Below are 26,195 nucleotides of genomic sequence, written 5' to 3' on the forward strand. Positions count from 1 at the left end.
TCTCCTCTGTCCGGTGTCATCGGAACAGACCGGGCCCGGAGCCGGAACTCATCGCTCCCCAAGGAAACGCCGGCCATCCCGAGGGGGGTGGCCGGCGTTTTCACGAGGAAGGGGTCAGGCGCGAGCCCACTTCTGGTTGGCGGTGCCGCCGCAGTCCCACAGCTGGAGCTGGGCGCCGTTGTTCGGGTTGACGTCCTTGATGTCGACGCAGCGGTTGGCCGAGACGTTCACCAGGTCGCCCGCGGCCGACAGGGTGAAGCGCTGCACCGGGTTGCCGTTGCAGGTGACGAGCTGGATCGGGGTGCCGTTGGCCAGGGCGCCGCCGGCCGGATCCATGCACTTGCCCATCGCGCGCATGGTGCCGTCGCCGTTGGCCGCCCACTGCTGGGCGGCCGAGCCGTTGCAGTCCCACATCTGCAGGCGGGCCCCGTCGGCCGGGTTGGCGTTGGGGATGTCGATGCAGCGGCCGTTCAGGTTGGACTTGAGGGCCTGGCCGCCACCGCTCGGCGGCGGCGTGGTCGTCGACGTGCTGACGTGCACGTAGTCGATCAGCATCTTGCTCTCGTTGGGCAGGCCGGCCGGGTTGCCCTGGCCGAAGTTACCGCCGATGGCCAGGTTGAGGATGATGAAGAACGGGTGGTCGAACACCCAGTTCACGTTGCCCTTGGCGGCGCGCAGCGAGTCGGGGGTGGCCCGGAAGAACTCCCGGCCGTCCACGGTCCACACGATCAGGTTCGGGGACCAGTCCACCGCGTACGTGTGGAAGGCCTGGTACCAGGGCGAGCCGGCGACCAGGGTGCCGCCGAACGAGCTGCCGCCGGAATATCCGGGGCCGTGCAGCGTGCCGAACAGCCGGTTGGGGTCCCGGCCGACGACCTCCATGATGTCGATCTCGCCGTCGGTGGGCCAGTTGCCGCCGCCGAGCATCCAGAAGGCGGGCCAGAGGCCGGAGCCGTTGGGGACCTGGATGCGGGCCTCGACGTGCCCGTACTGCTGGGTGAACTTGCCGGCCGTCTGGATGCGCCCGGAGGTGAACTGGCAGGTGCCGTTCCAGCAGTCGTTGTGGCCGCCGCTGCCCTTGCGGGCGGTGATGACCAGGTGGCCCTGGCCGTCCATGGCGACGTTGCTGGTGCCGCTGGTGTAGTACTGGAGCTCCTGGTTGCCCCAGCCGTTGCCGCCGACGTCGAAGTTCCACTTCGACCCGTCGACGCCGGTGCCGGCCGCGCCGTTGAAGTCCTCGTTCCAGACCACGGCCGCCTCGGCCGTGTCGCTCCTGGAGCCGACGGCCAGGCCGCCGCTCAGGGCCACCACGACGGCGGCCGCCGCGATGAAAAACCGTGACTTACGCATAGGGGATTCCTCGGGGGAGAGGGGGTTAATGTGTAACAGTCTTAAAAATTGCCCCCGAGCAGTCAAGCGGACAGCGAGGTTCCGGGACTTCCGGGCACGATGGTTGTCAGCTTGCGCTGTGTCCACCCGACCCAGAAGTCACCGAGGTCGTTGGCCAGCCAGTGCGGGGCGGCGCTCACCGGGTCCCACAGGAAAACCCCTGAGTTCCCATCCCGGGGTACGCAGATGCGGGCCCCCGTGCCGTCGTCACCGATCGCGACGAGCTCCCGCCGTCCCGGCTCCGCGTCGGCCCATTCCCGTTCGTTGCGAGGAGTCAGCTCGGCCAGTGGCCACAGGAAGAAGCGCTGCCCGTCCTGTTCCAGCACACCGTCGCTGACCTCGTACAACTTGCGCAGGTCGAGGGTGAGGCTCGCGCACGCGTCCAACTCTTCGGCGGGAACACCCGGCTGCGCCAGGTAGCCGTCGGTCGCGCGGACCAGATCGCGCCAATCAACGAGGACCATTACCGGATAATTCCACCCAAAATGCCAACTGCCGGTCACCGCCCCGCGCCGGAAAGTCACGGATCAGTCTCACTGGGACTCGCCGCGGAGCAGGCCGACCAGCAGGACGGCGCAGCCGGCCAGGCAGAGGATCGTGCGGGCGTGGTTGGCCGGGTTCCAGCCGGCCAGATAGCTCGACCAGGCGATCGTGTCCGCGTTGAGGCGGTTGTTCAGGGGGACGTTGACCGCGACCGTGACGCCGAGCGCCCCGGCGAAGGTCAGGACCGCCCCGGCCAGCAGCCAGCCCGAGCCCGGCTGCGACCAGGTGCCCAGTGCCCGGACGGCCATCGCGACGCACAGGACCGACACCCCGAAGAGCGCGATCATGAGCGGCGGCCGCTGGGCGGTCACGTTGAGCGAGCGCATGGCGGCCGCGCCGGCCTGGTCCGGCAGCCGCCGCAGGCCGCTCATCACGAACGCCGAGAACGCGAAGAACACGCCGGCCATCAGCCCGGCTCCGACGACGGTGGCCGCGGCGAGAACATCCCAGAAGCGAGTCATGCGTCCATGTCACCGCGGTTCGGCGCCGCGATCCATGCCGTCACCGCTCAGCTCCATACGCGAGCGTCCCGGTGGGAGCCGCCAGCGAATCAGACCTTCTCGACCCGGAAGGTGCCGACGAGGGTCTGCAGGTCGCTGGACATGCGGGCGAGTTCCTCGGCGGCGCGCTGGGACTCGGTGACGCTCTCCGTGGTGAGCCGGGCGGCGGTGGTCAGGGTGTCGACGCCGGTGCTGATCTCGCCGACGCCGCTCGCGGCCTCGCTGACGCCGCGGTTCATCTCGCCCGTGGTGGCTGTCTGCTCCTCGACGGCCGCCGCGATCGTGGTCTGATAGTCGCTGATCCGGGCGATGATCTCGCCGATGTCACCGATCGCGGTGATGGCGATGCCGGTGTCGGCCTGGATCGCGGTGACCCGGCTGCTGATGTCCTCGGTGGCCCGGGCCGTCTCCTGGGCCAGGTCCTTGACCTCGGAGGCGACCACCGCGAAGCCCTTGCCCGCGTCGCCGGCCCGGGCCGCCTCGATGGTGGCGTTCAGCGCGAGCAGGTTCGTCTGTTCGGCGATCGCCGTGATCAGTTTGACGACGTTGCCGATCTCCGTGGACGACTCTCCCAGCTTCGACACCGTGGTGTTCGTGCTCTGCGCCATGCTGACCGCCTGACCGGCCACCTCCGCGGCCTGGTTCGCGTTCTGGGCGATCTCGCGGATGGACGCGCCCATCTCCTCGGAGCCGGCCGCGACCGTATCCACGTTGCGGCGGATCTGCTCGGTGGCGGCCGAGACCGCGATGGCCTGGCTGCTGGCCTCCTCGGCGCTGCCGGCGATCTGGTTGCTGGTGGCCGAGAGCTCCTCGGCGGCGGCGGCGAGCGAGGTGGAGGCCGAGCCGAGTGACTGCACGGTGGTACGCATGCTCTCGGTGGCGCGGTTGAGTGAGGTGGCCATGGCGCCGACCTCGTCGCGCGAGCGGCTCGTCACGGTGGCGGTCAGATCCCGGTCGGCCATGCGGGCGAGGCTGGCATTGACCTCGCCGAGCGGGCCGGTGATGCGCCGTACGGTCAGCCACCCCAGCGCGCCCGCCACCAGGAAGCCGATCACGAGGCTGCCGAGCATGACGGTGCGGTTGGTGCGATAGGTGCTGTCCGCGGCCTGGGCGGAGTCCTGGGCGCTGTCCGCCTCGAACGCCGTCAAGGTGTCGAAGGCGCCGTTGATCTGATCGACCAGCGGGGCCGCCTCGGTGTCGTAGGCCTTCGCGAAGGCGGCGTTGTCGCTGTTGGTGGCGGCCGGGATCAGGGAATTGTCGCGCACCTTGTTCAGCGCGGGTAGTACGGAATCCAGCTCGTCCACGGGTTGCTGTTGTGCCGGGTCCAGTCCGAGCGCCCGGTACTCCTCGAGGCCGGCGCCGACCAACTCGGCTGCGGCCAGGGCTTCCTGGCGGTATTTCTCGGTTGTGGCGGCGGTGCCGGCGATGTTCATCATCGCCACTCCGAAGATCTCGTCGTCGAACGAGCCCTGCGCGTTCGCCAGCGCCCCCGACGGCTTCAAGTTCTCCTCGTAGATGGCGGTGGCGTTCGCGTTCGCGGTGCTCATCCCGGACACACCCAGCGCGGCGACCGCCCCTCCGGCCAGCAGGGCGACCAGCAGAGCCAGCGTGATCTTCACACCGACCCGCAGATCGTCGAACCATCGCGTCAACGGCGCGCCGCTCACCACCGGCACCGCCATGCCCACTGTTGCCACCGGGCTCCTCCTACCGCCGTTTCTGCTCGACAATCCCCTTGTCGGCTGTTTTGCGAGGGTGCTGAGCGGCTCTCGGCGCCGGGCGCCCGGCCGCGGCATGCTTCGGCGCTCCGGTCTTCCACGACGCCCGCTTCGGCCGGGCGACGCTCGGCGTCCGGTGAACCACCGGGCCGGCCGGCGGGCGTCGCGTGGACGGTGTCCAGTTCAGCCCCGGGCCGGCCGGCGGGCAAGGATCGTTGACGGCGCCGGTACGCGCGCGCCGCCGTTGTTGACGCGCCGATGACGCCGAAGGACACGATCCGATTTCAAGTCCAGGAATTGATCATCGTAAGTGGATAGGGTCTCGCCAACGGTGGCCAGCCCGTCACCGCGTTTGCCCGTACCCACAGGACGAGGTGAATACGATGCGTGCATCGGGGATGCAGGCGCGCAGGCTCCGGACGGTCATCGCCGCCGCGGCCGTCGCCGCGCTGACGATAGGCGCGGCCGGCTGCGCGGAGAGCGAGCGCGGCGGCGGCGACGAGGACAAGGCCGCCGCCGGCGGGACCTTCATCTTCGCGGGGGCCGGTGATCCGAAGAACTTCGATCCGATCTTCAACGACGACGGTGAGTCGTTCCGGCCCATCCGGCAGATCTACGACACGCTCGTCACGCACAAGCCGGGCACGGCCGAGCTGACCGGCGGCCTGGCCGAGAGCTGGGAGAACGACCCGACCGGCAAGGTGTGGACGTTCAAGCTGCGCCAGGGCGTCAAGTTCCACGACGGCTCGGCCCTGGACGCCACGGCCGTCTGCGCGAATTTCGACCGCTGGTACAACATGAAGGGCGAGGCCGCCCAGTCCCAGATGATCTACTACGCCGACGTGTTCGGCGGGTTCGCGGGCAGCCCGGACGCCATCTACGACAACTGCAAGGCGCAGGACGCCAACACGGCCGTCGTGACGATGAAGAAGTACAAGGGCGCCTTCCCGGGCGCGTTCGCGCTGACCGCCTTCTCGATCGCCAGCCCTACCGCCATGAAGCAGTACGACGCCGACAAGGTGACCCAGAACGGCGACTCGTTCGCCTACAGCGCCTTCGCCAACGAGCACCCGACCGGCACCGGCGCCTTCACCTACGGCGGCTGGAACAAGGCGACCGGCGAGATCACGCTGAACAAGAACCCCGACTACTGGGGTGAGAAGGCCAAGGTCGACAAGATGATCATCAAGGTCATCAAGGACGAGAACACGCGCAAGCAGGAGCTGCGCGCCGGCACCGTCCAGGCCATCGACTTCCCGGCCCCGGCCGACCGCAAGGCCCTCGCGGACGAGGGCTACAAGGTGCTCAACCGGCCCGCCTTCAACATCCTCTACCTGGGCATCAACCAGAAGAACCCCAAGCTGAGAGACTTGCGGGTACGCCAGGCGATCGCCTACGCCCTGAACCGCGCTCAACTGGTGCAGACCAAAGGCCCGGGCGGCGCCGCGGTGGCCGACGAGTTCCTGCCGAACACGGTGCTCGGCTACGCGCCGGACGTGCAGAAGTACGACTACAACCTGGACAAGGCCAAGCAGCTGCTGACCGAGGCGGGCGCGACCGGGCTGACCCTGAACTTCTACTACCCCACTGAGGTCTCCCGGCCGTACATGCCCAATCCTCAAGAGATCTTCACGGTCCTGGCCAACGACCTCCAGGCCGCCGGCATCAAGGTCAACGGTGTGCCGCGGCCGTGGAACGGTGGTTTCAAGGACGACGTGCAGCAGTTCGGCAAGCAGGACCTGCACATTCTCGGCTGGACGGGCGACTACAACGACCCGGGCAACTTCGTCGGCACGTTCTTCGGCCGGGAGAAGGAAGAGTTCGGCGACGGCGCGATGACCGAGATGTTCGCCGCCATCGGCAAGGCCGACGCCACCGTCGACCAGGCCGCCAAGAAGACCGCGTGGGAGCAGGTCAACCGCGACATCGCCAGCAAGTGGCTGCCGGCCGTCCCGATCTGGCACGCGCCGCCGGCGCTGGCCACCGCGAAGAACGTCGAAGGCCTGGTGCCGAGTCCGCTCACCGCCGAGGAGTTCAACACCGTCTCGATCACCAAGTAGGCCGCGCGGCCCGGACCGGCAACGGTCCGGGCCGTCCGACGCGAATCGGAAAACGATGCTCAGAGTCGTCTCGCGCCGCTTGGTGCAACTCGTCATCACCCTGACCGCCCTCATGACCCTCGTCTTCTTCTGGCTGCGCAGCCTGCCCGGTGGCCCGGTCGACGCGCTGCTGGGCGAGCGGGCCACGCCCGAGACCCGGGCGCGGCTGATCAAGGCCCTCGGCTACGACGAGCCGATCTGGGTCCAGTACGGCCATTTCCTCAAGAACGTGGTGACCGGCAACTTCGGCAACTCCATCCGCACCGGTGAGCCGGTGATGGACGTGATCAGCCGGTCCTTTCCGGCCACGGCCGAGCTGGCCATCGCGGCCATCATCATCGCCGTCGGCCTGGGCGTCCCGCTCGGCTATGTCGCGGCCCGGCACCGCGGGCGGCTGCTCGACAACTCCACCATCATCCTCACCCTGATCGGCATCTCGATCCCGATCTTCTTCCTGGGCTACCTGCTCAAGGGCTGGCTGACCCAGGGCGTGCACATTTTCCCGCCGTCCGGCCGGATCACCACCGGCATGGACAACACCGACGTGACCGGCTTCTTCGTCCTGGACGGGCTGCTGACCCGGGAGTTCGACGCCTCGGCGGACGCGCTCTGGCATCTGGTGCTGCCGGCCCTGACGCTGGCCACCATCCCGCTGGCGATCATCATCAGGATCACGAGGGCGAGCGTGCTGGACGTCCTGGACGCGGACTACATCCGTACGGCCGAAGCCAAGGGTTTGCGAAATCCGACCGTGCGCAAGCGTCATGTGCTGCGCAACGCGCTGCTGCCGGTGGTCACCATCATCGGATTGCAGACCGGCGCCCTGCTGGCCGGGGCGGTGCTGACCGAGAAGGTCTACAACTGGGGCGGGCTGGGCACGCTCATCACCGACTCGATCAGCGGCAGCCGCGACTACCCGGTGCTGCAAGCCCTGATCCTGCTCGCCGCCGTCGTGTTCATCGTGGTCAACCTGGTGGTCGACCTGTCGTACGCGATCATCGACCCCCGGGTGCGTGTGCGATGACCAAGCTGGCCGAGCACAAGCGCCAGAGGATCGACGAGCTGACCGCGCGCACGGCCGAGGCGGGCGGGGTCAGCCTGTTCCGCGACGCCGGCCGCCGGCTGCTGCGCAACCCGACCGCCATCGTCGGCGCCGTCATCATCCTGCTCTTCCTGTTCATCGCGATCTTCGCGCCGCTGGTGGCGCCGCACGACCCGGTCCAGCGCTTCCCCGAGCTGACGAAGGACCTGACGGTCGACAACATCCCGGGCGCCACGGCCGGGCACCCGCTGGGCAGCGACCCGCTGGGCCGCGACTTCGCGTCGCGGATGATCTACGGCGCCCGGCAGACGATGGTCGTGGGCGTCCTGGCCACGTTGATCGGCCTGCTGCTCGGTGTGCTGCTGGGCGCGATCGCCGGCGCCGCCGGCGGCTGGATCGACGTGGTGATCATGCGGTTCACCGACGTCATGCTGGCCCTGCCCAGCCTGCTGCTGGCCATCACCCTGGTCGCCCTGGCCCGCGAGTCCACCCAATGGACGGTGATCATCGCGGTCGCGATCGTCAACGTGCCGATCTTCGCCCGGCTGTTACGCGGGTCGATGCTGGCCCAGCGGGAGAGCGATCACGTGCTGGCCGCCCGCGCGCTCGGCGTGAAGCGGCGCGACATCGTCACCCGGCACATGCTCCCGAACTCGCTCACCGCGGTCATCGTGCAGGCCACGCTCACGTTCGCGGTGGCCATCCTCGACGCCGCCGCGCTGTCGTTCCTCGGCCTCGGCGACCCGGACATCAACCGGGCCGAGTGGGGGCTGATGCTGGGCGTCGACGGCGTCCGCTATTTCGAGGTACGCCCGGAGCTCGCTTACTTCCCGGCCCTGGCGATCATCCTCGTGGCCCTCGGCTTCACGCTGCTCGGTGAGGGCATGCGTGAGGCGCTCGACCCGAAGAACCGGCGGTGATCGGCATGCCCCTGCTCGACGTTCGTGATCTGTCGGTGGTCTTCCAGCGTGACAACAAGCCGTTCACCGCGGTGGACGGTGTCAGCTTCACGGTCGAGCCGGGCCAGGCGGTCGGCCTGGTCGGCGAGTCCGGCTGCGGCAAGTCGGTGACCAGCCTGGCCATCATGGGCCTGCTGCCCCGGCGCGGCAACAAGGTCACCGGCGAGGTCCTCTTCGACGACACCGACCTGCTGAGGCTGCGCCCCCAGGAGCTGCGGGACCGGCGCGGCCGGGACATCGGCATGATCTTCCAGGACCCGCTGTCCTCGCTGAACCCGGTGATCCCTCTCGGACTTCAGGTGGCCGAGGTGCTGGAGCGCCACCAAGGGAAGAAGCGGCAGGAGGCGCTGCGCGAGGCCCGCAAGCTCCTCGACGCGGTCGGCATCCCCGACCCGACCCGGCGGCTCAAGGAGTTCCCGCACCAGCTCTCCGGCGGCATGCGGCAGCGGGCGCTGATCGCCATCGCGCTGGCCTGCAAACCGCGGCTGCTGATCGCCGACGAGCCGACCACGGCCCTCGACGTGACCATCCAGGCGCAGATCCTCACCCTGCTCAAGGAGCTGGTCGAGGATTCCGGCACGGCCCTCATCATGATCACTCATGACCTGGGCGTGGTGGCCGGGCTCTGCGACACGGTGAACGTGCTGTACGCGGGCAAGGTGGTCGAGCGGGCGGCCCGGCACGAGCTGTTCGGGGCGCCGCGGCACCCGTACACCCATGGTCTTCTGCAGTCGGTTCCCCGCCTCGACGTCGAGCGGGGCGGCCGGCTGCACCAGATCCGGGGCTCGGTGAACGACAACATCCCCTGGTCGGAGGGGTGCGCGTTCGCTCCGCGGTGTGACCGGGTGATCGACCCCTGCGTGGGCGAGACGGTGCCCCTCGAGCCGACCTTCCGCGGCGGCGCGCTGCGATGCACGAACCCCGTACCGCAGGAGGTGCCGGTGTGAGCTCCCTGGTCGAGATCGACGACCTCAAGGTCCACTTCCCGATCAAAAGCGGACTGCTGCTCAACCGTACGGTCGGATACGTGTACGCCGTGGACGGCGTCTCCCTGACGATCGAGCGAGGCGAGACGTACGGCCTGGTCGGCGAGTCCGGCTGCGGCAAATCGACACTGGGTCGCGGCCTGCTGCGCCTCGTCGAACCGACGAACGGGAAAATCACCTTCGACGGTACGGACGTGCGAGCGCTCGAGGGCGAGCAGATGCGCCGGTTCCGGCGGCGCATGCAGATGGTCTTCCAGGACCCGATGTCCAGCCTCGACCCGCGCCAGTCGGTGGAGTCCCTGCTGGTCGAGGGCCTCAAGGCGCACGGACTGCACAAGGACAAGGCCGGCATGCGGACGAGGTTGCGCTCCACCCTCGACTCGGTGGGCCTGCCGGCGTCGGCGCTGAACAAATATCCGCACGAGTTCTCCGGCGGCCAGCGGCAGCGCATCGGCATCGCCCGCGCCCTGGTGCTCGGCCCCGAGCTGATCGTGGCCGACGAGCCGGTGTCCGCCCTCGACGTGTCGATCCAGGCCCAGGTGGTCAACCTGCTGGGCGACCTTCAGGAGTCGCTCGGCCTGACCTATCTGGTCATCGCCCACGACCTGGCCGTCGTCCGGCACATCTCGGACACGATCGGCGTGATGTACCTGGGCGCCCTGGTCGAGGAGGCGGACGGCGACCAGTTGTACGGGCGCCCCCTGCACCCGTACACCCGGGCCCTGCTCTCGGCCGTGCCCATCCCCGACCCGTACGTGGAGGACCAGCGCGAGCGCATCCTGCTCGCCGGCGACCTGCCGTCACCGGCCGACCCGCCCAGCGGATGCCGCTTCCGCACCCGCTGCCCGTGGTCGCAGACCCGCTGCGCGTCGGAACGACCGGAGTTGCGGGTGTTCGACGACTCGGGTCAGCGGGTAGCCTGCCACTTCGCCGAGGAGATCCTGACCGGTGCCCTGAAGCCCCACGAGGTCCGGGCGGAGATCGTCCGCCCGGGCGCCGAGCCGGCACCGGGCGTCGGCCCCGAGCTGATCCCGACCCGAACGGACGTGCCCGCACCATGACGATGCTCGACACCGCCCGCCCCGGCCGGGCCCGCTCGGCGGCCCTCGTCAAGGTCGGCCGCCGGGCGCTCGTCGTGGCGGCTTTCGCGGCGCTGCTGGGCGGGCTGAGCGGCATCGCGCTCGGCTCCTGGCTGTCGTGGCGCGACGTGCCCGCGAAGTTGCCCGGCGCGGCCACGGTGATCAGCGTGGCCCGGACGGTGCTGCCCGGCCCGTTCGAGGAGCGGGTGGAATATTACGGGCGCAGCACGTTCTGGAACCCGTACAGCAAGAACACCCTGTTCGGCGGCACCGGGGTCAGGGCCGGCCGGGCCGGGGTGACCGGCACGATAGCGCCGGGCACCGGCTTCGAGCAGGTCGCCTCGGGCGTCGAGCAGCGGATGCGCGCGCAAGGCTGGAACGACGTCGAGACGACACCGACGGCGGCGGCCTCGGTCGAGGTGACCGGCACCCGGGACGGCTACCTGGCCGTCGTGCAGGTCAGCGACACCGGCTACCCGGCGGCCCTGAGACTCGACCTGATGTGGGCCGAGCCGCCCGGCCAGGTGCGCGACACGATCCTCGGCGGCGTGGGCGGGGCCGTGCTGGGCGCTTTGCTCGGCTTGTTCACGGCGAGGCGGATCGGCCGCCACGAGCCGGGGCGGCGGAGGGCGTACTGGTGGCTGTGCGGGGCCACGCTGGTTTTGCTGACCCCGGCCTGCCTGGGGAACATCCCGACCGCGACCGGCTCCCTGCTGGCCAACACTCACCGCAACGGCACGGGCCCGTCGGTGTACTGGGGCGGCTTCGTGATCAGGGGTGCCGAGCCCCTGGCCATCCTGTCCGTGGCCACGATCCTGGCCGCCGTCGTCGTCTGCTTCTGGCCGCGTCGCGCACCGCTTCCCACAGAGGAACCGGCGCCGTAGAAGGCCCGCCACGCCCGGGGTGGGATGGCACTGCCGGACGCTCGCGTGTCGCCCTGGTGCGGCGTTCAATGTCGCGGGTGGCCAAGGTGAAAATCAATGCGACCGATCATGTGACGTTTGCCGACGCGGCGGCCGCGGCCGGCATGACTGTTGAACGATGGCTGGTCGAGGCGGGCCGGCAGCGCGTCCTGACCGACACCATCACCAGGGCCCAGGCCGGCAGCCGCGTCCTGCACGTGCCCCTCGGGCCGTCGACCGCCGCCGCGCTCGACGTGGAGGCGGAACGGGCCGGCACCGTCGACTGGGTCTACGCGACCCGGTGCCTGCGTGACCTGTTCGCGGCGCCGCCCGTCGACACCGAGCGGCTGTGGGCCGAGGTTGCCGCCGCTGTCGTCTCCGCACCGGAGCAGGCCGGGCTCGACCAGGTGGTGATCGACACGATCGTGGGGGACACCGTGCTGCTGGTGGCACCGACCGCGTTCGCCCGCGACGTCATCGAGGTGCGCCTGCGGCCGACCCTCCAGGCCGTACTGTCCCGGCTGCTGCGCCGTCCGGTTCAGGTGGCGGTCACGATCGAGCCCGGCAGGGAGAAACAGCGGTCCGGATGGACCGGCGCCAGCGCGAACCCGAGCGAGTGATGGAGGTGATAGCCGTCCGGTGACGGAAACACGACGGCCTGGACGGCCCCCTGACCGGCGGCGGCCGCGAGCCTGACCCGGGTGAGCGCCGTACCGATCCCGCGGCGGCGCCACCCCGCGGCGACGCAGCAGTGCACCAGCAGCACCGCGTCGCCGAACAGGAACGAGGTGGCGGCCCCGACCGCCGCACCCCGATGGTGGGCGGTCCAGTGCCGGACCGCCCGGCCCGGGCCGAACCCGAGCCGACCGGCGACGTCGACCCGCTGATCGAGTTCGCCGGCCGCGTCCCACCAGCCGTCCTCGGCGTACACCCGCTGGTTCCGCCGGAGCGCCCGGCCGTCGGTCACCTCGCTGATCCGCCAGTCCGTCCCGGCCGGCGCCGCGACCACCGGGCGGCCCATGTTGGTGCCGGTGCGTTCCGGTTCCAGCCCGCGGTCGATCAGCCGCGCGGTCGTGGACGGATCGGGTGGCCCGGTCACGAGCACTGAGGCCGGGCGCCCCCGCGCGCGCAGCCAGCCGAGCAGCATGTCCAGCTCGTCCTCGCGAACGGAGGGCCCGATGACAGCCCCGTTCTCGGTGTTGGAGTCGAGCCCCGTCGACACCGCGAACCCGTCCCCGGCCCTGACCTGGGCAAATCCGGCGTCGGCCAGCCCGCGCAGCCACGCCCTTTGTGCCCGCAGCGCCACCTCGGAGATGTCCACGGCCGGTCAGGCGCCGAAGACAGCCCGGTCGACGAAGCCGAGCCGCCGGTAGCCAGCCGATCGGGCAAAACGGGTGGCGAGAACGACGCCGCGCGGATCGAAGCCGGCCACGTCGATGCGCTGCGCTACGTACTCGTCGTAGGTGTAGAACGTCCCCCGGTCCGGGATGTCGGCCGAGCACGTCTTGTTGAGCTCGTAGAGCGCCCGCCGATGGTCAGCCGTGTCGCCGAGCTCCGCCATCGTCGTGAGCCCGGCATCCGAGATCCGTGCCCGATGCAGATACGGCGCGAACTCCGCGTCGTCGAAACAGTCCACCATGGAGAGGACCCTATGCCCTCGCCGCCATCGACAGCTGCCTCGCGCAGTCGCTGGTCCCGACCAGATGCGATCGGAACGCCTGTGACGAAGGCCCCGCCGCGTGTGGTGCGGCGGGGCCTTGTGTTCGGGAGGGCGATCAGGCGTACAAGGCGATCTCCGTCAATGACGGCGTGTAGATCTCGGTGGCTATCTGCGAGGTCAGGGCGACCCGCACCTTGCTGGTCGTCACCGCGCCGAAGCCGGTCACCGTGCGGTCGTGGCCGATGCCGTCGTTTCCGGTGGCGAAGGTGACCCAGGTGCCGGTGGTGGCGTCCCAGCGCTGCAGGTCGAACGTCTGCACGCGCGGGTTGGTGCCCGAGTCGGTGTACTCGTCCAGGTAGACCTGGGTGAACGTGGTGTCCGCGCCCAGGTCGATGTCGAGCGTGATCGGATAGTGGGCGTCGTCGGCGGCGGCCCAGCGGGTGCTCAGGTCGCCGTCGGTCAGCTTGGTCGCGGTCAGGGTGCCGTTCGCGCCGGGGTGGGTGGAGCTGGCCGTGACCGGCTTGCCCTGGGCCAGGCTGACCTTGTTGTCGATCTCGTCCTCGATCGGGTTCGTGTCGACCGGGTGGGAGACCTTCCGGCCGGTCTTCGACTCGACCGTGCCGATGTCGGGCGCCTTGCCATAGTAGATCTGCGAGCCGAGGATGTCCGACGCACCGAGGTGGATGTTGTAGCGCCCGGCGTCGATCAACGGGGAGTCCTTGCGGAGCGCGTACTGGGCCGCCGCCTTCCGGATGTCCGACACGACGCGACGGCCGGGGTCGCCCACGAAGCGCGGGTCCACGCGGAGCCCGGCCGGGTCGGCCGGTTCCTGGGCCGAGTGCGTGCCGGAGGCCTCGTAGTAGTCGTTGTTCGCGAAGACCGCCTGCCGCAGGGCGCCCGTGCGGCGGTACCACGGCGTCGGCGTCGAGGCCGAGTAGTTGTAGAAGATGTTGTTGAGGAAGTACACGCGGCTCAGGAACGTCTCGTCGTGCACGTAGTCGAGGTCGGCGCCGTCGTACACGAAGGTGTTGTTGACGAAGTACGTCGGTGAGTAGTTCGTCGACAGCATGTTCTTCACCAGCACGCCGTTGTCGTCGACCGACAGGTTGTAGCGGGCCACCGAGTTCGAGCTGTTGCCCATGTACGCCATCCAGCCGGCGGCGTTGTCGTGCGAGTAGTTGTGCTCGTAGGTGACGTTGAAGTTGGTGTACTCCAGGTCCCACGGGGTGCCGTCGTACTCGTTGTCGGGACCGCCGTACACCTCGTTGAACCGCATCACCGAGTCGGCGCCGGCCCACAGGTAGAGCCCGCAGCTGACCGCGTCGTAACGCTCGAGGAAGCCGTTCACCTCGTTGTACTCGACGACCATGTTCTTGGTGTTGGCGAGCTGGAACGCGCCCTGCCCGATGCTCTCGGCGTAGTTGTGGCCGATGTACACGTCGCGGCTGTAGAGGTCACGGGTGCGGACCCACAGCTGCTCCCAGCCCTCGTGGAACTTGCCGGCCTCGTCGTACTGGCCCGCGTCGACCCCGTCGGCGTTGAACCAGTTGAAGGCGAACTGCACGGCGTGCAGCTCCACGTTCTCGAAGGTGTTGTCCTCGATGCGGACGTCCTTGAAGTACCAGCCGCCGGGCGCGTACGCCTTGTAGCTCTTCGAGCCGAACACCTGGAAGTTGACCGCGCCGTAGTGGATCTTCTGCCACGAGCTGGGGCCGTCCGTGTTGTGGACGTACATGTCGTGGATCCGGAAGTAGTCCATGATGTTGTCGGCGCCGGCCGGGAGCAGGTCGGCGTTTATCGACACCATGATGCCGTCGCGGACGTACGTGCCGGTGGTGATGTCCGTGGCGAAGTCGTCGTCGTTCGACAGCGCGATGTCGCTGATGTCGAAGCCCTGCTGGTTGCGGAGCACGATCGCGCCGGTCAGTCCGACGGTGTCGGGATTCTTCGTGCCGTCGGCCTTGAACGGACTGGGCACGTTACCGTTTGTCGCGATATAAGGGCGAGGGGCTTTCTTGTTGCCGTACGCCGTGATGGTGATCGGTTTCTTCGAAGTGCCCGATCCCTTGGGCCACAGCTGCTGGTCCTGCCACACCGAGCCGGCCTTGAGCAGGATGCGGTCGCCGGGGCCGAAGGTGGTGGCGTTGACCTTGGCGAGAGTCTTCCAGGCCGCCTTGTCCGACCGGCCGGACGCCTTGTCGTTGCCCTTCAGCGAGTCGATGTAGAAGTCGCGCCCGCCGCTCTTGTTGGGCGAGTTGCCGGGCCAGGACGCGGCCGCTTTCTTTCCAGAGGCCTCGGCCGGGGAGCCGGGCAGGAGGGGTACCACGAGCAGACCGGCGGTCAGAGCCGCCAGGGCTGCCCGCAACCGGGAGCCAGGTGTCATTGCACTTCCTCGGGGTTGACGGCGTCCACCGCCGAGTGATCGACATCCATGTCGGTGCCGTCCACGCGGCGCTGGAGGTACTGGGTGAACTTCTCGCCGATCAGGGACTGCCGGATCCGCGTGGCGTAGGCGGTGAACGCGGCGTCCTTGTCGACGGTCTCGCTGTCGAGCTGGTAGTAGGTGACCTGCCCGGGGCCGGCCACGGGGGCCGAGATCTGGCCGGGGGACAGCTTGCCGAGCACGGCGACGACCTCCTGGTCGTGGCCGTTGAGACTGGTGGTCGCGCTGCCGTCGTAGGTGGCGGTCGCGAAGCGCGCGCCCGCCACCTGGGACAGGGCCCGCAGCGAGCCGGTGGGGGTGACCGGGGCGGTCGAGGGGAGGATCAGCGTCGAATATTTGTAGGTGGTCGCGTTCGCGCTCCACGCCGACGGGTCGGCGTCGAAGGCCTTCCGCGCCTCGGCGTCCGTCACGGCCAAGGGGCCGCCGGTGGCGCTGAGCTTCTTCTCGAGAGCGGTGGTGAGATCGGTCAGCCGGTGCGTGTAGTACTCCTCGGGCGAGAAGTTCTTCAGCCCGTAGACCGTGTCCGCGCCGGCGCGGGAGTTGTTCTCGGCGTCGACCGAGGCGAGGAAGTCGTCGTGGTCGACCGAGTCGATCAGCCCCTGCTCCTTCGCCAGGATCAGCAGCGTCTTGTCGTGCTTGATCTCGTCGAGCGCCCGCTGTCGCAGCGTGGCCGTGTCGCCGTTCTCGTTCAGCACCTCGGGCGCGAGTCGCGCCATGTGAAAGGAGAGTTCGTCGCGTGTCACCGGATGGCCGGCCACGTCGGCGACCTGATCGGTGCGCGAGCCGAAGAAGACCGCCGTGACAACGATGGCAGCGACGATCGCCACCGCGCCGCCCGCCCAGAGGAGGGGCCGCCGGGCCGAGCGCGGCCGGCTCATGCCGGGGCTCCGATCACCGCGGCCCGGGCGATGACGGGGGTGTCCCGTGACGCCGTGATCTCGAAGCGCACCGCGTCCACCGCCACCGGCGGGAACGTCAGGATCCGCTGGTAGCCGACCGCGTTGGCCGTTCCCAGGGTGGTCCAGGTCCCGGCGGTGCGGCCGCTGACGATCACGTGCTCGACGCGCTGCCCGCGGGTGATGTCCTCACCGATCACCGCCGCCTCCACGGTCCGGGGCGCGCCGAGGTCGAGCGTGACGGCGGGGCGTACGTCGCCGGCGGCCGGCTCCCACGGCGTACGGCCGAAGCCCGGCCATGCCGTCGCCACCCGGCCCGGCGAACCGGAGGTGACGGTCGCCGCCGCTTCCAGGCGGCGCTCCTGGAACGCGGTGATCTTCGCGCCCAGCGAGGCCAGCACGGCCACGTCGACCGGTGAGATCAGGCCGTCGCGGGCGGGCGGGACGTTGAGCAGGAAGCAGGAGTTGCCGCCGACCGCGCGCAGATAGTTGGCGAACAGCTCGTCCGCGCTCTTGACCTCGTCGTCCTCGGCCGGGTGATGGAACCAGCCGGGCCGGATCGACGTGTTGACCTCGGCCGGATACCAGACCAGGTCCTCCGCTGGAGTCCCGGCGAGCGCTTCACGACTGCCCAGATCCTGGTCGTCGCTACGCACGAGCTTGGCGAACTCCGGGGAGTCGGCCTGCTGCGAGCGCGACGCGATCCGCTCGGCGTCCCGCAACGCGCGCGGCACGACGCTCCACTCGTCCGGGCGGGTCTCGCCGGCCTCGTTGCCGCACCAGCGCACGTCGGGACCGCACACGTTGATGACCGCGTCCGGCTGCAACGACCGGATGACCGCGTAATAGCGCTCCCAGTCGTACTCCTGCCGCTTGCCGTTGGGTCCCTCGCCGTTGGCGCCGTCGAACCACACCGAGAAGACCGGGCCGTACCGCGTCAGCAGCTCGGTCAGCTGGGCCACGTAGAAGTCGTCGTAGCCGGTTCCGGTGCCGTAGGAGGCCTCGGTGCGGTCCCACGGCGACAGGTAGACACCGAACTTGAGCCCGTGGCGGCGCGCGGCCTCGGCGGTCTCGGCGACGATGTCGCGCGAGCAGGGCGCGGCCGCGACCGAGTATTTCGTGGCGTCACTGGGCCAGAGGCAGAAGCCGTCGTGGTGCTTCGCGGTCAGGATGACACCGGTCATCCCGGCCGCGGCCAGAGACCGTACCCACTGATCGGGGTCCAGATCTTGCGGATCGAAGAGTGCGGGATCGTCATGACCCTCGCCCCACTCGCGGTTGGTCATGGTGTTCATGCCGAAATGGACGAAGCCGTAGAACTCCATGCGCTGCCACGCGAGCTGACGAGCGCTGGGGCGTACGGCCGCGAGGGCAACGCCGTTCATCGGAACCTCCGGTTGTACGACGCCAGCAGCGCCAGCAGGACGAGAAGGGCGCCGAGCATGACGGCCAGGCTGCCCCAGCCGGCCGAGGGACGGACCACGATCACCGCGACGACGCAGGCCAGCGCGACGACGGTGCGCAGGGTGACGAGCAGGATGTTCACGATCAACCCTTCACGCCGCCGGCCGCCATGCCCTCGATGAGGCGGCGCTGGACCAGGGCGTACACGATGAGGACGGGGACGATCACGATGACCATGCCGGCGTAGAGGCGCCCGTAGTCGGCCGCCGCCTTCTGCGCGGTGAATAGGTTGAGCAGGCCGACCTGCACGGTCTTGTTGTCGCCGGGCAGCAGCGTCAGCGAGATGATGAAGTCGTTCCAGTAGGCCAGGAAGTTGAACAGGATCACCGTGGTGACCGCGGGCCGGGCCATCGGCAGCATGATCCGGGTCATCACCGCGAACCGGGACGCGCCGTCGAGCGAGGCCGCCTCCTCGTAGTCGGCCGGGATGGACCGGAAGTACGCGGTGAGCAGGTAGATCGTGAACGGGATGGACGTGGCCGCGTAGACCACTGACAGCACGGCCGGGTTGTCGATGAAGAACCCGTCCGGCAGCACGTCGACGATCGCCCGGTCCCAGTCGACCAGCATGAGGAAGATCGGCACGACGATGTAGTTGACGTTGACGAACAGCCCGGCCAGCAGCGCCACCTCGACGAGGCCCTTACCCCGGAATTCATAACGGGCGATGACGTACGCCGCCGGAACGCTCACCGCGAGCACGAGGACCAGCCCGAGCACCGTCACGACCAGCGACAGCAGGAAGTACTGACCGATCTTGGCGTCGACGAACGCGTCCACGTAGTTCCGCCACTGGAAGCCGTCGGGCAGCGTCCACGGGCTGCCGTAGAACTCGCTCTTCCCCTTGAGCGAGGCGACCAGAACCCAGCCGACCGGAATCGCAATGAGCAGGGCCAGGACGCCGACGAGCAGATAGGTGAGGCCTCGGCGGGCCAGGATCATTCGCATGGAGTCGGTCCTCAGAACTGGAGCGGTTCGCGCTTGGTGGCCCGGCTGACCAGCAGCGACACGAGGAAGGAGAAGGCGAAGATGACGACGCCGATGGCCATGCCGTAGCCGTACGACGAGTTCGTGTAGGCCTGCTTGTACATGTAGCTGAGCAGCACCTCGGAGGCGCCGTCGGGACCGCCGCCGGTCATGGCGCGCACCAGCACGAAGCTGAGGTTGACCGCGCTCATGATGAAGAAGGTCAGCGTGGTCCGCAGGTTCTGCCAGATCAGCGGCATCGTGATGGTGAAGAACTGGGTGGCCGCGCTGGCGCCGTCGAGCGACGAGGCCTCGTACAGCTCCTCGGGGATGCTGGCCATGCTCGACATGTAGAGAACCATGTAGTAGCCGAGCGACTGCCAGACCATGGCGATGGCGACCGACCAGATGACGACCTTCTGGTTGCCCAGCCACACCTGTTGCAGCCCGTCCAGCGACAGCAGCCGCAGCGTGCCGTTGATCAGGCCGTTCTGCTGGTCGTAGAGGGCCGAGAAGATGGCCGCGATGACCACCACCGACAGCACGTTGGGGATGTAGAGCACGAACCGGTAGAGGTTGCGGCCGCGCAGCTTCTGCCGCGTCATGATGGCCGCCAGGAACAGGCCGCTGCCCATCGTCACGATGGTGACCACGACCAGCAGCGCGACCGTGTTCTGAAAGGCACGGATGAACTGCGGGTCGTCGAGGAGCTTGGTGAAGTTGTCCAGCCCCACGAAGCGCATGGTCGGGGAGAAGCCGCTCCACTGGTAGAGCGACATCCGGAACACGTTCACGGTCGGCCAGATCATGAAGACCGCGAACAGGATCAGCGCCGGCAGCAGGCAGGCGGCCACGAACTTGCCGTGCCCCCGCTTGCGCGGTCGCGCCGGAGCCGGGGCGGCCACCTTCGTCTCGGTTCCTGTGGGTGGAGGTGCAGAGAGCGTCGTCACCGCGTACCGGTCCTTGCTTGGGAGTAAAAGGCGGGCCCGAAGGCCCGCCCCGGAAATCGTCAGGAGCCCGCCTGACGCAGCTTCTCGCTGGCGTCGTTGAGGGCCGTCTGCCACTGGGCCTCGGTCTTGTCACCGCTGATGATGCTGTTGGCGGTGTCGAAGAGGGTGGCTTTGATGTCCACTCCCTCGACCGGGGCGGTGCTGGCGAAGCCGCCGACCAGCGCGGCGACGCCCGGCTGCTCGTACAGCTTGTAGAACGTGGCGTTGTCGCCGGTCAGCGTGTCGGCGATGCCCTTGACGGGCTGGATCGCGCTGGACTTGGCGAAGATTTTCGCGGCCTCGTCGGAGTAGAGGTAGGCGACGAACTCCTTGGCCGCGTCCTTGTTCTCGGCCGCGCTGGGCACCCACACCGACTCGACCGACGTCGTCAGGTACTGCTTGTCGCCGGTCACCTTGGGCAGCGGGGTCAGGCCCCAGGCGAAGCCCTTGGCCCGGGGCGCGTCCTTCATCTCGCCCACGATCCAGGTGCCGTTCGGCATGAACAGCGCCTTGTTGTCGAGGATCGACTGCTGGTTCTTGGTGAAGTCCTGCTCGTTGGCGTAGCCCACGGTGGTCGGGGCGGCGTACGAGAGAAGCTTGGCCGTGATGTCGAGGACCTGCTTGGCCTGCGGGGTCTGCCAGACGCCCTGCTTGTACGTCATCACGTCGGTGTAGAACTGCTCGCCGCCGACGTCGGCCAGCAGGGCGAAGAAGTACGAGTCGAGGTAGCCCGCGGTCGGATAGGTGAACAGCGAGATCTTCTCGGCCTTGGCCTTGTCACCCAGCGCCCACATCTCGTCCCAGGTGGTCGGGACGGTCCACTTCTTCTGCTCGAACAGGCCCTTGTTGTAGACCAGGCCGGTCGGGGCGTAGTACATCGGCATCAGATAGGTCTTGCCGTCGCCGTACGGGTCGGTGTTGAGGTTGCCCACGATCCCGTCGACCAGGCTGCCCTTGACCTTGTCCCGGATGTCGCTGAGGTCCTCCAGGCCCTTGTCCTTGATCAGCGTCTCGGTGAGGCCGGCCTTGCGGCCCTGACCCAGCACGACGACGTCGGGGAACTTCCCGGCCTTCATGTTGGGGCTGATCTCGTCCTCGATGCTCTTCGAGATCTGGAGCTGGACGTCGAGGCCGGGGTGGCTCGCCTTGTAGGCGTTGATGACCTCGGTGTACATGTCCTTGCCGTAGCCGCCCTCGAGCGCGGCGACCTTCAGAACCTTGCTGTCGGAGGCGTCGTCACCGCCACCGCCGCAACCGGCGAGCAGGCCGAGTGCGGCGATGGCGGCGCCCGCCCAAGCCAGGGTTTTTCTCATGTTATGGGGGTCCTTCCAGTGGAGCCGCAGCTCTGGCGCCGGAGTTGCCGCCGGACGTTGTTACCGTGGCATCGATAACATCAGGAATCAAGAGCCGTTCACAAATTCGCAATGACAGCGTCAGGTGGGACGCGGCGCGGCGGTCGACGCACGCACGGAGAGTGTCACCGCGGGCACCTTCGGTTCGCCCGAGTCCAGCAGGAGCGCGACCGCGGCCTCGCCCGAATGGTAGAAGTCCTGCCGCACGCTGGTCAGCGGCGGGTGGCAGTACTCGGCCAGCGCGATGTCGTCCACGCTCACGATCGACACGTCTTCGGGCACCGACCGGCCCCGCTCCCGCAGCGCCTTGATCAGCCCGAACGCCATCTCGTCGCTGGCCGCGAAGATCGCCGTGACACCGGGGATCATGGCCAGGATCTGCCCCTGCCGATAGCCCGACTCCGGCGACCAGTCGCCCTCGAGCGGCGGCGGCGCCTCGATGCCGGCCTCGGCCAGGCACTCCCGCCAGCCCTGACGGCGCTGCCGGGCCTCGATCCACTCGTCCGGCCCGGCCACGTGCCACACCTGGCGGTGACCGAGGTCGAGCAGGTGCCGGGTGGCCACCCGGCCCGCCTCCCGCTGGTCGATGCCGAGCACGCGGGCCCCCGCGGTGCGCGATCCGTCGAGCGTCACCGTCGGGATGTCGCGGGTGATGTCCTCCATCTTCTGGGTCACCGAGATCAGCGGTACGGCGATGACGATGCCGTCGACACCCTGGTCGGCCAGCTTGGTCAGGGACCGCTCCATGAGCGCGGTGTCGAGCTCGGCGATGGTCGCGATGCTCACCGCGTAGCCGGCCCGGCCCGCCGCGGCCTCCACCCCGGCGGTCACCGCCGACCGCGAGTAGTAGCCGCCGGCCTGCAACAACACCAGCCCGAGGGTGTAACTGCGCCCCGAGGACAACACCCGGGCCGCGTTGTTGAAGCGATAGCCGAGCTCCTCGACCGCCGCCAGCACCCGGCGCCGGGTATCGGCGTTCACATTGGGCGAGTCACGCAGCGCGCGGGACACGGTCTGCGCCGACACCCCCGCGGTCCGGGCCACGTCGGCCATGCTCGGCTGCCTCATGGTGCTCCTTCGGTGGCCCCGTTGTTATCCATAGCATCCATAACATAGCCTCACATCGTGATCGAGTCCCCCGCGCCGGAGATCGCCCCGGCACCGCCGAGCACTCCCGCCCTCACCTGGCGCCACCGCCGCCTGCAGCGGCACGGCCGGGAGCACCGGATCCTCTCCGGCGCCCTGCACTACTTCCGGGTGCACCCGGATCTGTGGCCGGACCGGCTGCGGCGGCTGGCGGCGCTCGGCCTCAACACCGTCGACACGTACGTGGCCTGGAACTTCCACCAGCCCACGCCGGCCGCGCCCCGCTTCGACGGGTGGCGCGACCTCGAACGGTTCATCACCCTGGCCGGCGACGAAGGCCTCGACGTGATCGTGCGCCCCGGGCCGTACATCTGCGCCGAGTGGTCCAACGGCGGCCTGCCGAGCTGGCTCACCGCCCGCGACGTGGCCCTGCGCAGCGCCGACCCCGGCTTCACGGCCCCGGTCGCCGCGTGGTTCGACGAGCTCATCCCGCGGCTGGCCGCCCTGCAGGCCGGGCGCGGCGGCCCGATCGTCGCGGTGCAGATCGAGAACGAGTACGGCAGCTACGCCGACGACCACGAGTACGTCCGCTGGAACCGCACGGCCCTGGCCTCACGCGGCATCACCGAGCTCATGTTCACGGCCGACGGCCCGACCGAGCTGATGCTCGACGGCGGCGCCCTGCCCGGCACGCTCACCGCGGCCACGCTGGGCTCGAAACCCGAGGCGGCCCGCGCGCTGCTGGCGTCCCGCCGCCCCGACGAGCCGTTCGTGGTGGCCGAATACTGGAACGGCTGGTTCGACCACTGGGGCGAGAAGCACCACGTGCGCGGGGTGCCGAGCGCCGCGCGCACCCTGGAGGAGATCGTCGCCGACGGCGGCAGCGTCAGCCTCTACATGGCACACGGCGGCACCAACTTCGGCCTGTGGGCGGGCGCCAACGAGGAGGACGGCCGGCTCCAGCCCACGATCACCAGCTACGACTCGGACGCCCCGATCGCCGAGGACGGCACCCTGACCCCGAAGTTCCACGCCATGCGCGCGGTGCTGGGCGGTCACGGCCCGCTGCCGGCGCCACGGCCCGTGCTGCCGGCGGCAACGGTCGCGCTCACGCCCCGGGCCGGCCTGATCGAGGGCCTGCGGGCGGTGCCGGCGCCCGCCACGACGGGGCAGCGGCCCTCGGCATTCGAAGAACTCGGGCTCGACGCGGGAATGGTGCTCCTGACGGCGTACCCCTCAATCCCGAAGGGCGACCACAAACTCACCGTGACCGACGCGCGGGACCGTGCCGTCGTCCTGGCCGACGGGGTGGTGCTCGGCGTGGTGACGCCGCAGAGCCCCACGCTGCCGATCAGCGGCACAGGCGAGGCGGTCCGCCTGGAGATCCTGGTGGAGAACCTGGGCCGCGTGAATTACGGTCCCGGTCTGGGCGGGCGCAAGGGGGTGCTGGGCCCGGTGCTCGTCGACCGCCGCATCGTGTACGGCTGGGAGAGCACCCCGATCGCGTTGCCGGAATGGACAACGGCTCACCTGGAGTTGGCCACGGCCGCCCCTGGCGCGGAGTCGGGGCAAGGCTTCGCGACGGCGTCCTTCGAGGTCGGCACGCCCGCCGACACGTTCGTGGCCCTGCCCGGCTCGGGACACGGCCTGGTCTGGATCAACGGTTTCCTCCTGGGCCGCCACTGGGAGATCGGCCCGCAGGAGACCCTGTACTGCCCGTCCCCACTGCTGCATACCGGCCACAACACGGTGACCGTGCTGGAGCTGGACCATTTCGGCCCGGTTCTGGAACTGCGCGAGGCTGCTTCGCTGGGCCCCACCGAGGAATACATCGAGGAGTTCGACTGACGTCGAGGCCTTGGGCTCGTCATGGAGACGCTTGTGGAGTCAGGGCGGGCACCAATCGCAGCAAGTCGTCGGGGAGCGTCGCCGCCCACCGCGCGAGATCGCTGGTGACGCGCAGAAGCTGCACCTCGACGCATGCCTGCGCGTGGTCGTCGACGTCCTCGCCGACAGTCTCCAACGTCCAGTCCGGCCAATGCCGCATCAGGTGGGCCTGGACGTCGTCGAGTTCGGCCCGGGTCCACCTGCTGGGCACGACGCAGAAGCGGTGGGGCAGCTGCGGCCGGAGGATCTTCTCGACCGCGTCGATGTCCTCCGCGGCCACGACGAGAACGGCCTGGTGCGGGCTCGGGCGGAAGGTGACGGCAGTGACCGCGGCTCCGCTGTCCTCCAAGGAGAGGCGGTCGAAGTCGAGGTTCTCGTCCCGCTCGGCGCGCGGCCAGCCATCGGCCGGCCCCGGTCGGCGGCGGCGCTGCTTGGGACAGTGTTTCCACCTCGATGGCCCCGCCCAGCCAGACACCACTGACGGTGACAGGCCACGCCGGGTCGATGTCCGGCGGCGCCACGGCTCGTACGGCATCCGCACCGGCCAAGCGCACTGCTTGACGGGAACGGGGCCGGCCGTGCTCCGCCGCGAACGCCAACGGGACGAACCGTGCCAGGTCGAGCGCGGCCCTTTCGCCTAATGTGAAGGTCATCGCTCCGCAGTCGACGCTGAACGGAGAGTGGATGCAGGCGAGTCGGCGGTTGATGCGGCCCAGTCGCTGGCTGGTCGCCGTAATGCTGGCTGCTGGAGGATTCGCGATCGCATGGTGGGTGGCCGACACCGGCGGGCTGGACACTCAGTCGGCGGTGGGCGTCGCGACGGTCGTGGCCACGTTGCTCCTCACGCCGTTCGGCTGGTGTGCCTCGCTCACCGTGCGAGCGCCGGGTCCGGAATCCGGTCGCGTGACGGTGCCCGGCCTTGCGGTCGACACGGAGGACCGCCGCCGGACGGCCCGCTCGTCATTGGTGGTGGGCGATCTCCCTGGCCGGGCGGCAGCCTGGCAGGACCGGAGTCGTCTGGTGGATCGCATCGGCGCACATCGCCTCATCCAGCGGGTCGTTCGCGACTGGGCCCAGAATGATGGTTGGCGATGGGCCCGGATCACCCGGACACCTTCGCGTTGCGCAATGACCTCGCCGCCGCCTACCGGATGGTCGGCCGGACGAGCGAGGCGATCGGCCTTTTCGCCCGGACCCTCGACGACCGCGTCCGGGTGCTCGGCCGTGACCATCCGGACACCTTCGCGTTGCGTGAGCGCCTTGCGTAGGGCTGTTCCGGCGTTCGTATCGTCTGTCTTGTCTTCCCGGTGATTCGCGCGCTCATGTCGTGTGACGGATAGCGTGAAGGCATGTCGGGGTACAAACCGGGAATTCTGGTCGTCGATGACGATCCGGACGTGCTGGACGCCATGGTGCACATGCTCCAGGCCCGCGGCTTTCGGGTGCTGGCCGCGGGCGAGGGTGACACGGCCGTGGCGCTGTGCCAGCAGCACGGCGACATTGACGTGCTGGTGGCCGACCTGTCGTTGCCGGGTGACCTCAACGGCAATCTGGCCCGCCGGGTCACCGCCATCCATCCGCACATCAGGGTGGTGTTCGCGACGGGCGTGCCGCGCAACATCGCGCTGGCCATGGGTCTGGTGCAGCCTCAGGCGCCGTACCTGGAGAAGCCGGTCAACCCGGACGTCCTGGAAAGCGCGATCCGCCTGCTGCTCACTTCGCCCCGGTGACGGGGACGGCCTGGGCGGCCGGGCGCTTCCACAGCGCCTCGAGCGACCACGGTCCGGCGCCGAGGACCGCGATGGCGAGGAACGCCCAGGCGTAGAGGGCGGGGGAGACGCCGCCGTTCTCGATCGGCAGCAGGCCCTGTGGCTGGTGGACCGTGAAGTAGGCGTAGGCCATGGAGCCGGACGCCAGCACGGCCGCCGGGCGCGTGAAGACGCCGGCCAGCACGAGCACGCCGCAGACGAGCTGGATCATGCCGGCCCACCAGCCCGGCCACTGGCCCATCGGCAGCGCGTCGCCCGAGCCCTTGTTGCCGCCGAAGAGGCCGAGGACCGTGCTCGCCCCGTGCAACGCGAACAGCAGCCCCACGACGATGCGGAACAGCGACCAGACCGGACCGGCGAATTTCTGCGTCTCCATGCGTACTCCCTTGTCGGCGCAAGCAATCGATCGACACAAGCTAATGGGTTTCGCGACTGCTTTGCACCATTGGATGGAGTACGGCCAGAT

General features: G+C 69.2%; 26 protein-coding genes. 10 read left to right on the top strand and 16 right to left on the bottom strand.

Annotation, left to right across the window (positions count from 1 at the left end):
* Window positions 1-114 precede the first annotated feature (114 nt).
* The 4 genes from ACQP2X_RS13035 to ACQP2X_RS13050 form a co-directional block, all read right to left on the bottom strand.
* Entirely contained in the window at window positions 115-1,350 is a 1,236-nt protein-coding gene (locus tag ACQP2X_RS13035; RefSeq protein WP_498696698.1) for a family 16 glycosylhydrolase, read from the bottom strand.
* A gap of 62 nt (window positions 1,351-1,412) precedes the next feature.
* Window positions 1,413-1,853, bottom strand: a complete 441-nt coding sequence (locus tag ACQP2X_RS13040; RefSeq protein WP_498696701.1) for an SMI1/KNR4 family protein — start codon at window positions 1,851-1,853, stop codon at window positions 1,413-1,415.
* Window positions 1,854-1,922: 69 nt separating this feature from the next.
* Window positions 1,923-2,393, bottom strand: a complete 471-nt coding sequence (locus tag ACQP2X_RS13045) for an anthrone oxygenase family protein (protein ID WP_498696703.1) — start codon at window positions 2,391-2,393, stop codon at window positions 1,923-1,925.
* Window positions 2,394-2,482: 89 nt separating this feature from the next.
* On the bottom strand, window positions 2,483-4,129 hold the full coding sequence (locus ACQP2X_RS13050) for a methyl-accepting chemotaxis protein (RefSeq protein WP_498696706.1): 1,647 nt from the start codon (window positions 4,127-4,129) through the stop codon (window positions 2,483-2,485).
* 404 nt (window positions 4,130-4,533) lie between these two features.
* Between ACQP2X_RS13050 and ACQP2X_RS13055 the strand changes: the two genes are divergently transcribed.
* From ACQP2X_RS13055 to ACQP2X_RS13085, 7 genes are all read left to right on the top strand, one after another.
* Complete coding sequence (locus tag ACQP2X_RS13055) at window positions 4,534-6,210, top strand: ABC transporter substrate-binding protein (RefSeq protein WP_498696708.1); 1,677 nt, start codon at window positions 4,534-4,536, stop codon at window positions 6,208-6,210.
* A gap of 55 nt (window positions 6,211-6,265) precedes the next feature.
* On the top strand, window positions 6,266-7,273 hold the full coding sequence (locus tag ACQP2X_RS13060) for an ABC transporter permease (RefSeq protein WP_498696710.1): 1,008 nt from the start codon (window positions 6,266-6,268) through the stop codon (window positions 7,271-7,273).
* Window positions 7,270-8,211: an ABC transporter permease gene (locus ACQP2X_RS13065; RefSeq protein ID WP_498696711.1), complete on the top strand. Its 942-nt coding sequence runs from the start codon at window positions 7,270-7,272 to the stop codon at window positions 8,209-8,211. Before ACQP2X_RS13060 ends, ACQP2X_RS13065 begins: the two co-directional genes overlap by 4 nt.
* A gap of 5 nt (window positions 8,212-8,216) precedes the next feature.
* On the top strand, window positions 8,217-9,197 hold the full coding sequence (locus ACQP2X_RS13070; RefSeq protein ID WP_498700929.1) for an ABC transporter ATP-binding protein: 981 nt from the start codon (window positions 8,217-8,219) through the stop codon (window positions 9,195-9,197).
* Entirely contained in the window at window positions 9,161-10,297 is a 1,137-nt protein-coding gene (locus tag ACQP2X_RS13075) for an ABC transporter ATP-binding protein (RefSeq protein WP_498696713.1), read from the top strand. The genes ACQP2X_RS13070 and ACQP2X_RS13075 overlap by 37 nt, the downstream gene beginning before the upstream one ends.
* Complete coding sequence (locus tag ACQP2X_RS13080) at window positions 10,294-11,199, top strand: hypothetical protein (RefSeq protein WP_498696714.1); 906 nt, start codon at window positions 10,294-10,296, stop codon at window positions 11,197-11,199. The genes ACQP2X_RS13075 and ACQP2X_RS13080 overlap by 4 nt, the downstream gene beginning before the upstream one ends.
* A gap of 77 nt (window positions 11,200-11,276) precedes the next feature.
* Window positions 11,277-11,837 carry a hypothetical protein gene (locus ACQP2X_RS13085; protein ID WP_498696716.1) on the top strand — a complete coding sequence of 187 codons (561 nt, stop codon included), beginning with the start codon at window positions 11,277-11,279 and terminating at the stop codon, window positions 11,835-11,837.
* Here ACQP2X_RS13085 and ACQP2X_RS13090 read toward each other — a convergent pair.
* The 10 genes from ACQP2X_RS13090 to ACQP2X_RS13135 all read right to left on the bottom strand — a co-directional run bounded on the left by ACQP2X_RS13090 (window position 11,756) and on the right by ACQP2X_RS13135 (window position 22,055).
* Window positions 11,756-12,538, bottom strand: coding sequence for a GNAT family N-acetyltransferase (locus ACQP2X_RS13090; protein ID WP_498696718.1), 783 nt, complete (start codon window positions 12,536-12,538; stop codon window positions 11,756-11,758). The two genes, ACQP2X_RS13085 and ACQP2X_RS13090, sit on opposite strands and share 82 nt — an antisense overlap.
* Before the next feature lie 6 nt (window positions 12,539-12,544).
* Window positions 12,545-12,856: a hypothetical protein gene (locus ACQP2X_RS13095; RefSeq protein ID WP_498696720.1), complete on the bottom strand. Its 312-nt coding sequence runs from the start codon at window positions 12,854-12,856 to the stop codon at window positions 12,545-12,547.
* Window positions 12,857-12,992: 136 nt separating this feature from the next.
* On the bottom strand, window positions 12,993-15,260 hold the full coding sequence (locus ACQP2X_RS13100) for a discoidin domain-containing protein (RefSeq protein ID WP_498696721.1): 2,268 nt from the start codon (window positions 15,258-15,260) through the stop codon (window positions 12,993-12,995).
* Window positions 15,257-16,198 carry a hypothetical protein gene (locus tag ACQP2X_RS13105; RefSeq protein WP_498696723.1) on the bottom strand — a complete coding sequence of 314 codons (942 nt, stop codon included), beginning with the start codon at window positions 16,196-16,198 and terminating at the stop codon, window positions 15,257-15,259. The genes ACQP2X_RS13100 and ACQP2X_RS13105 overlap by 4 nt, the downstream gene beginning before the upstream one ends.
* On the bottom strand, window positions 16,195-17,601 hold the full coding sequence (locus tag ACQP2X_RS13110; RefSeq protein WP_498696726.1) for an alpha-L-fucosidase: 1,407 nt from the start codon (window positions 17,599-17,601) through the stop codon (window positions 16,195-16,197). The genes ACQP2X_RS13105 and ACQP2X_RS13110 overlap by 4 nt, the downstream gene beginning before the upstream one ends.
* Complete coding sequence (locus ACQP2X_RS13115; protein ID WP_498696728.1) at window positions 17,598-17,762, bottom strand: DUF6903 family protein; 165 nt, start codon at window positions 17,760-17,762, stop codon at window positions 17,598-17,600. Before ACQP2X_RS13115 ends, ACQP2X_RS13110 begins: the two co-directional genes overlap by 4 nt.
* Window positions 17,763-17,764: 2 nt before the next feature.
* A complete protein-coding gene (locus ACQP2X_RS13120; protein WP_498696730.1) occupies window positions 17,765-18,628 on the bottom strand; it encodes a carbohydrate ABC transporter permease in 864 nt (287 codons plus the stop codon).
* A gap of 11 nt (window positions 18,629-18,639) precedes the next feature.
* Window positions 18,640-19,596, bottom strand: coding sequence for a carbohydrate ABC transporter permease (locus ACQP2X_RS13125; RefSeq protein ID WP_498696731.1), 957 nt, complete (start codon window positions 19,594-19,596; stop codon window positions 18,640-18,642).
* 59 nt (window positions 19,597-19,655) lie between these two features.
* Window positions 19,656-20,948, bottom strand: coding sequence for a carbohydrate ABC transporter substrate-binding protein (locus tag ACQP2X_RS13130; protein WP_498696733.1), 1,293 nt, complete (start codon window positions 20,946-20,948; stop codon window positions 19,656-19,658).
* A gap of 120 nt (window positions 20,949-21,068) precedes the next feature.
* Window positions 21,069-22,055: a LacI family DNA-binding transcriptional regulator gene (locus tag ACQP2X_RS13135; RefSeq protein WP_498696735.1), complete on the bottom strand. Its 987-nt coding sequence runs from the start codon at window positions 22,053-22,055 to the stop codon at window positions 21,069-21,071.
* A 57-nt stretch (window positions 22,056-22,112) separates the two neighbouring features.
* On the opposite strand from ACQP2X_RS13135, the gene ACQP2X_RS13140 reads away from it, so the two are divergent.
* Complete coding sequence (locus ACQP2X_RS13140; protein ID WP_498696737.1) at window positions 22,113-23,921, top strand: glycoside hydrolase family 35 protein; 1,809 nt, start codon at window positions 22,113-22,115, stop codon at window positions 23,919-23,921.
* 19 nt (window positions 23,922-23,940) lie between these two features.
* Here ACQP2X_RS13140 and ACQP2X_RS13145 read toward each other — a convergent pair whose 3' ends face one another.
* Window positions 23,941-24,309, bottom strand: coding sequence for a hypothetical protein (locus tag ACQP2X_RS13145; RefSeq protein WP_498696738.1), 369 nt, complete (start codon window positions 24,307-24,309; stop codon window positions 23,941-23,943).
* Window positions 24,310-25,051: 742 nt separating this feature from the next.
* Here ACQP2X_RS13145 and ACQP2X_RS13150 point away from each other — a divergent pair.
* Window positions 25,052-25,228, top strand: a complete 177-nt coding sequence (locus ACQP2X_RS13150; protein ID WP_498696740.1) for a tetratricopeptide repeat protein — start codon at window positions 25,052-25,054, stop codon at window positions 25,226-25,228.
* An 81-nt stretch (window positions 25,229-25,309) separates the two neighbouring features.
* Window positions 25,310-25,690: a response regulator gene (locus ACQP2X_RS13155; RefSeq protein ID WP_498696741.1), complete on the top strand. Its 381-nt coding sequence runs from the start codon at window positions 25,310-25,312 to the stop codon at window positions 25,688-25,690.
* Here ACQP2X_RS13155 and ACQP2X_RS13160 read toward each other — a convergent pair.
* Window positions 25,674-26,105 (bottom strand): DoxX family protein, encoded by a 432-nt coding sequence (locus tag ACQP2X_RS13160; RefSeq protein WP_498696742.1) that lies wholly within the window; start codon window positions 26,103-26,105, stop codon window positions 25,674-25,676. The two genes, ACQP2X_RS13155 and ACQP2X_RS13160, sit on opposite strands and share 17 nt — an antisense overlap.
* Window positions 26,106-26,195 lie beyond the last annotated feature (90 nt).

Origin of the sequence: Actinoplanes sp. CA-131856 (assembly GCF_050956135.1) — a bacterium.
Taxonomy (GTDB): Bacteria; Actinomycetota; Actinomycetes; order Mycobacteriales; family Micromonosporaceae; genus Actinoplanes.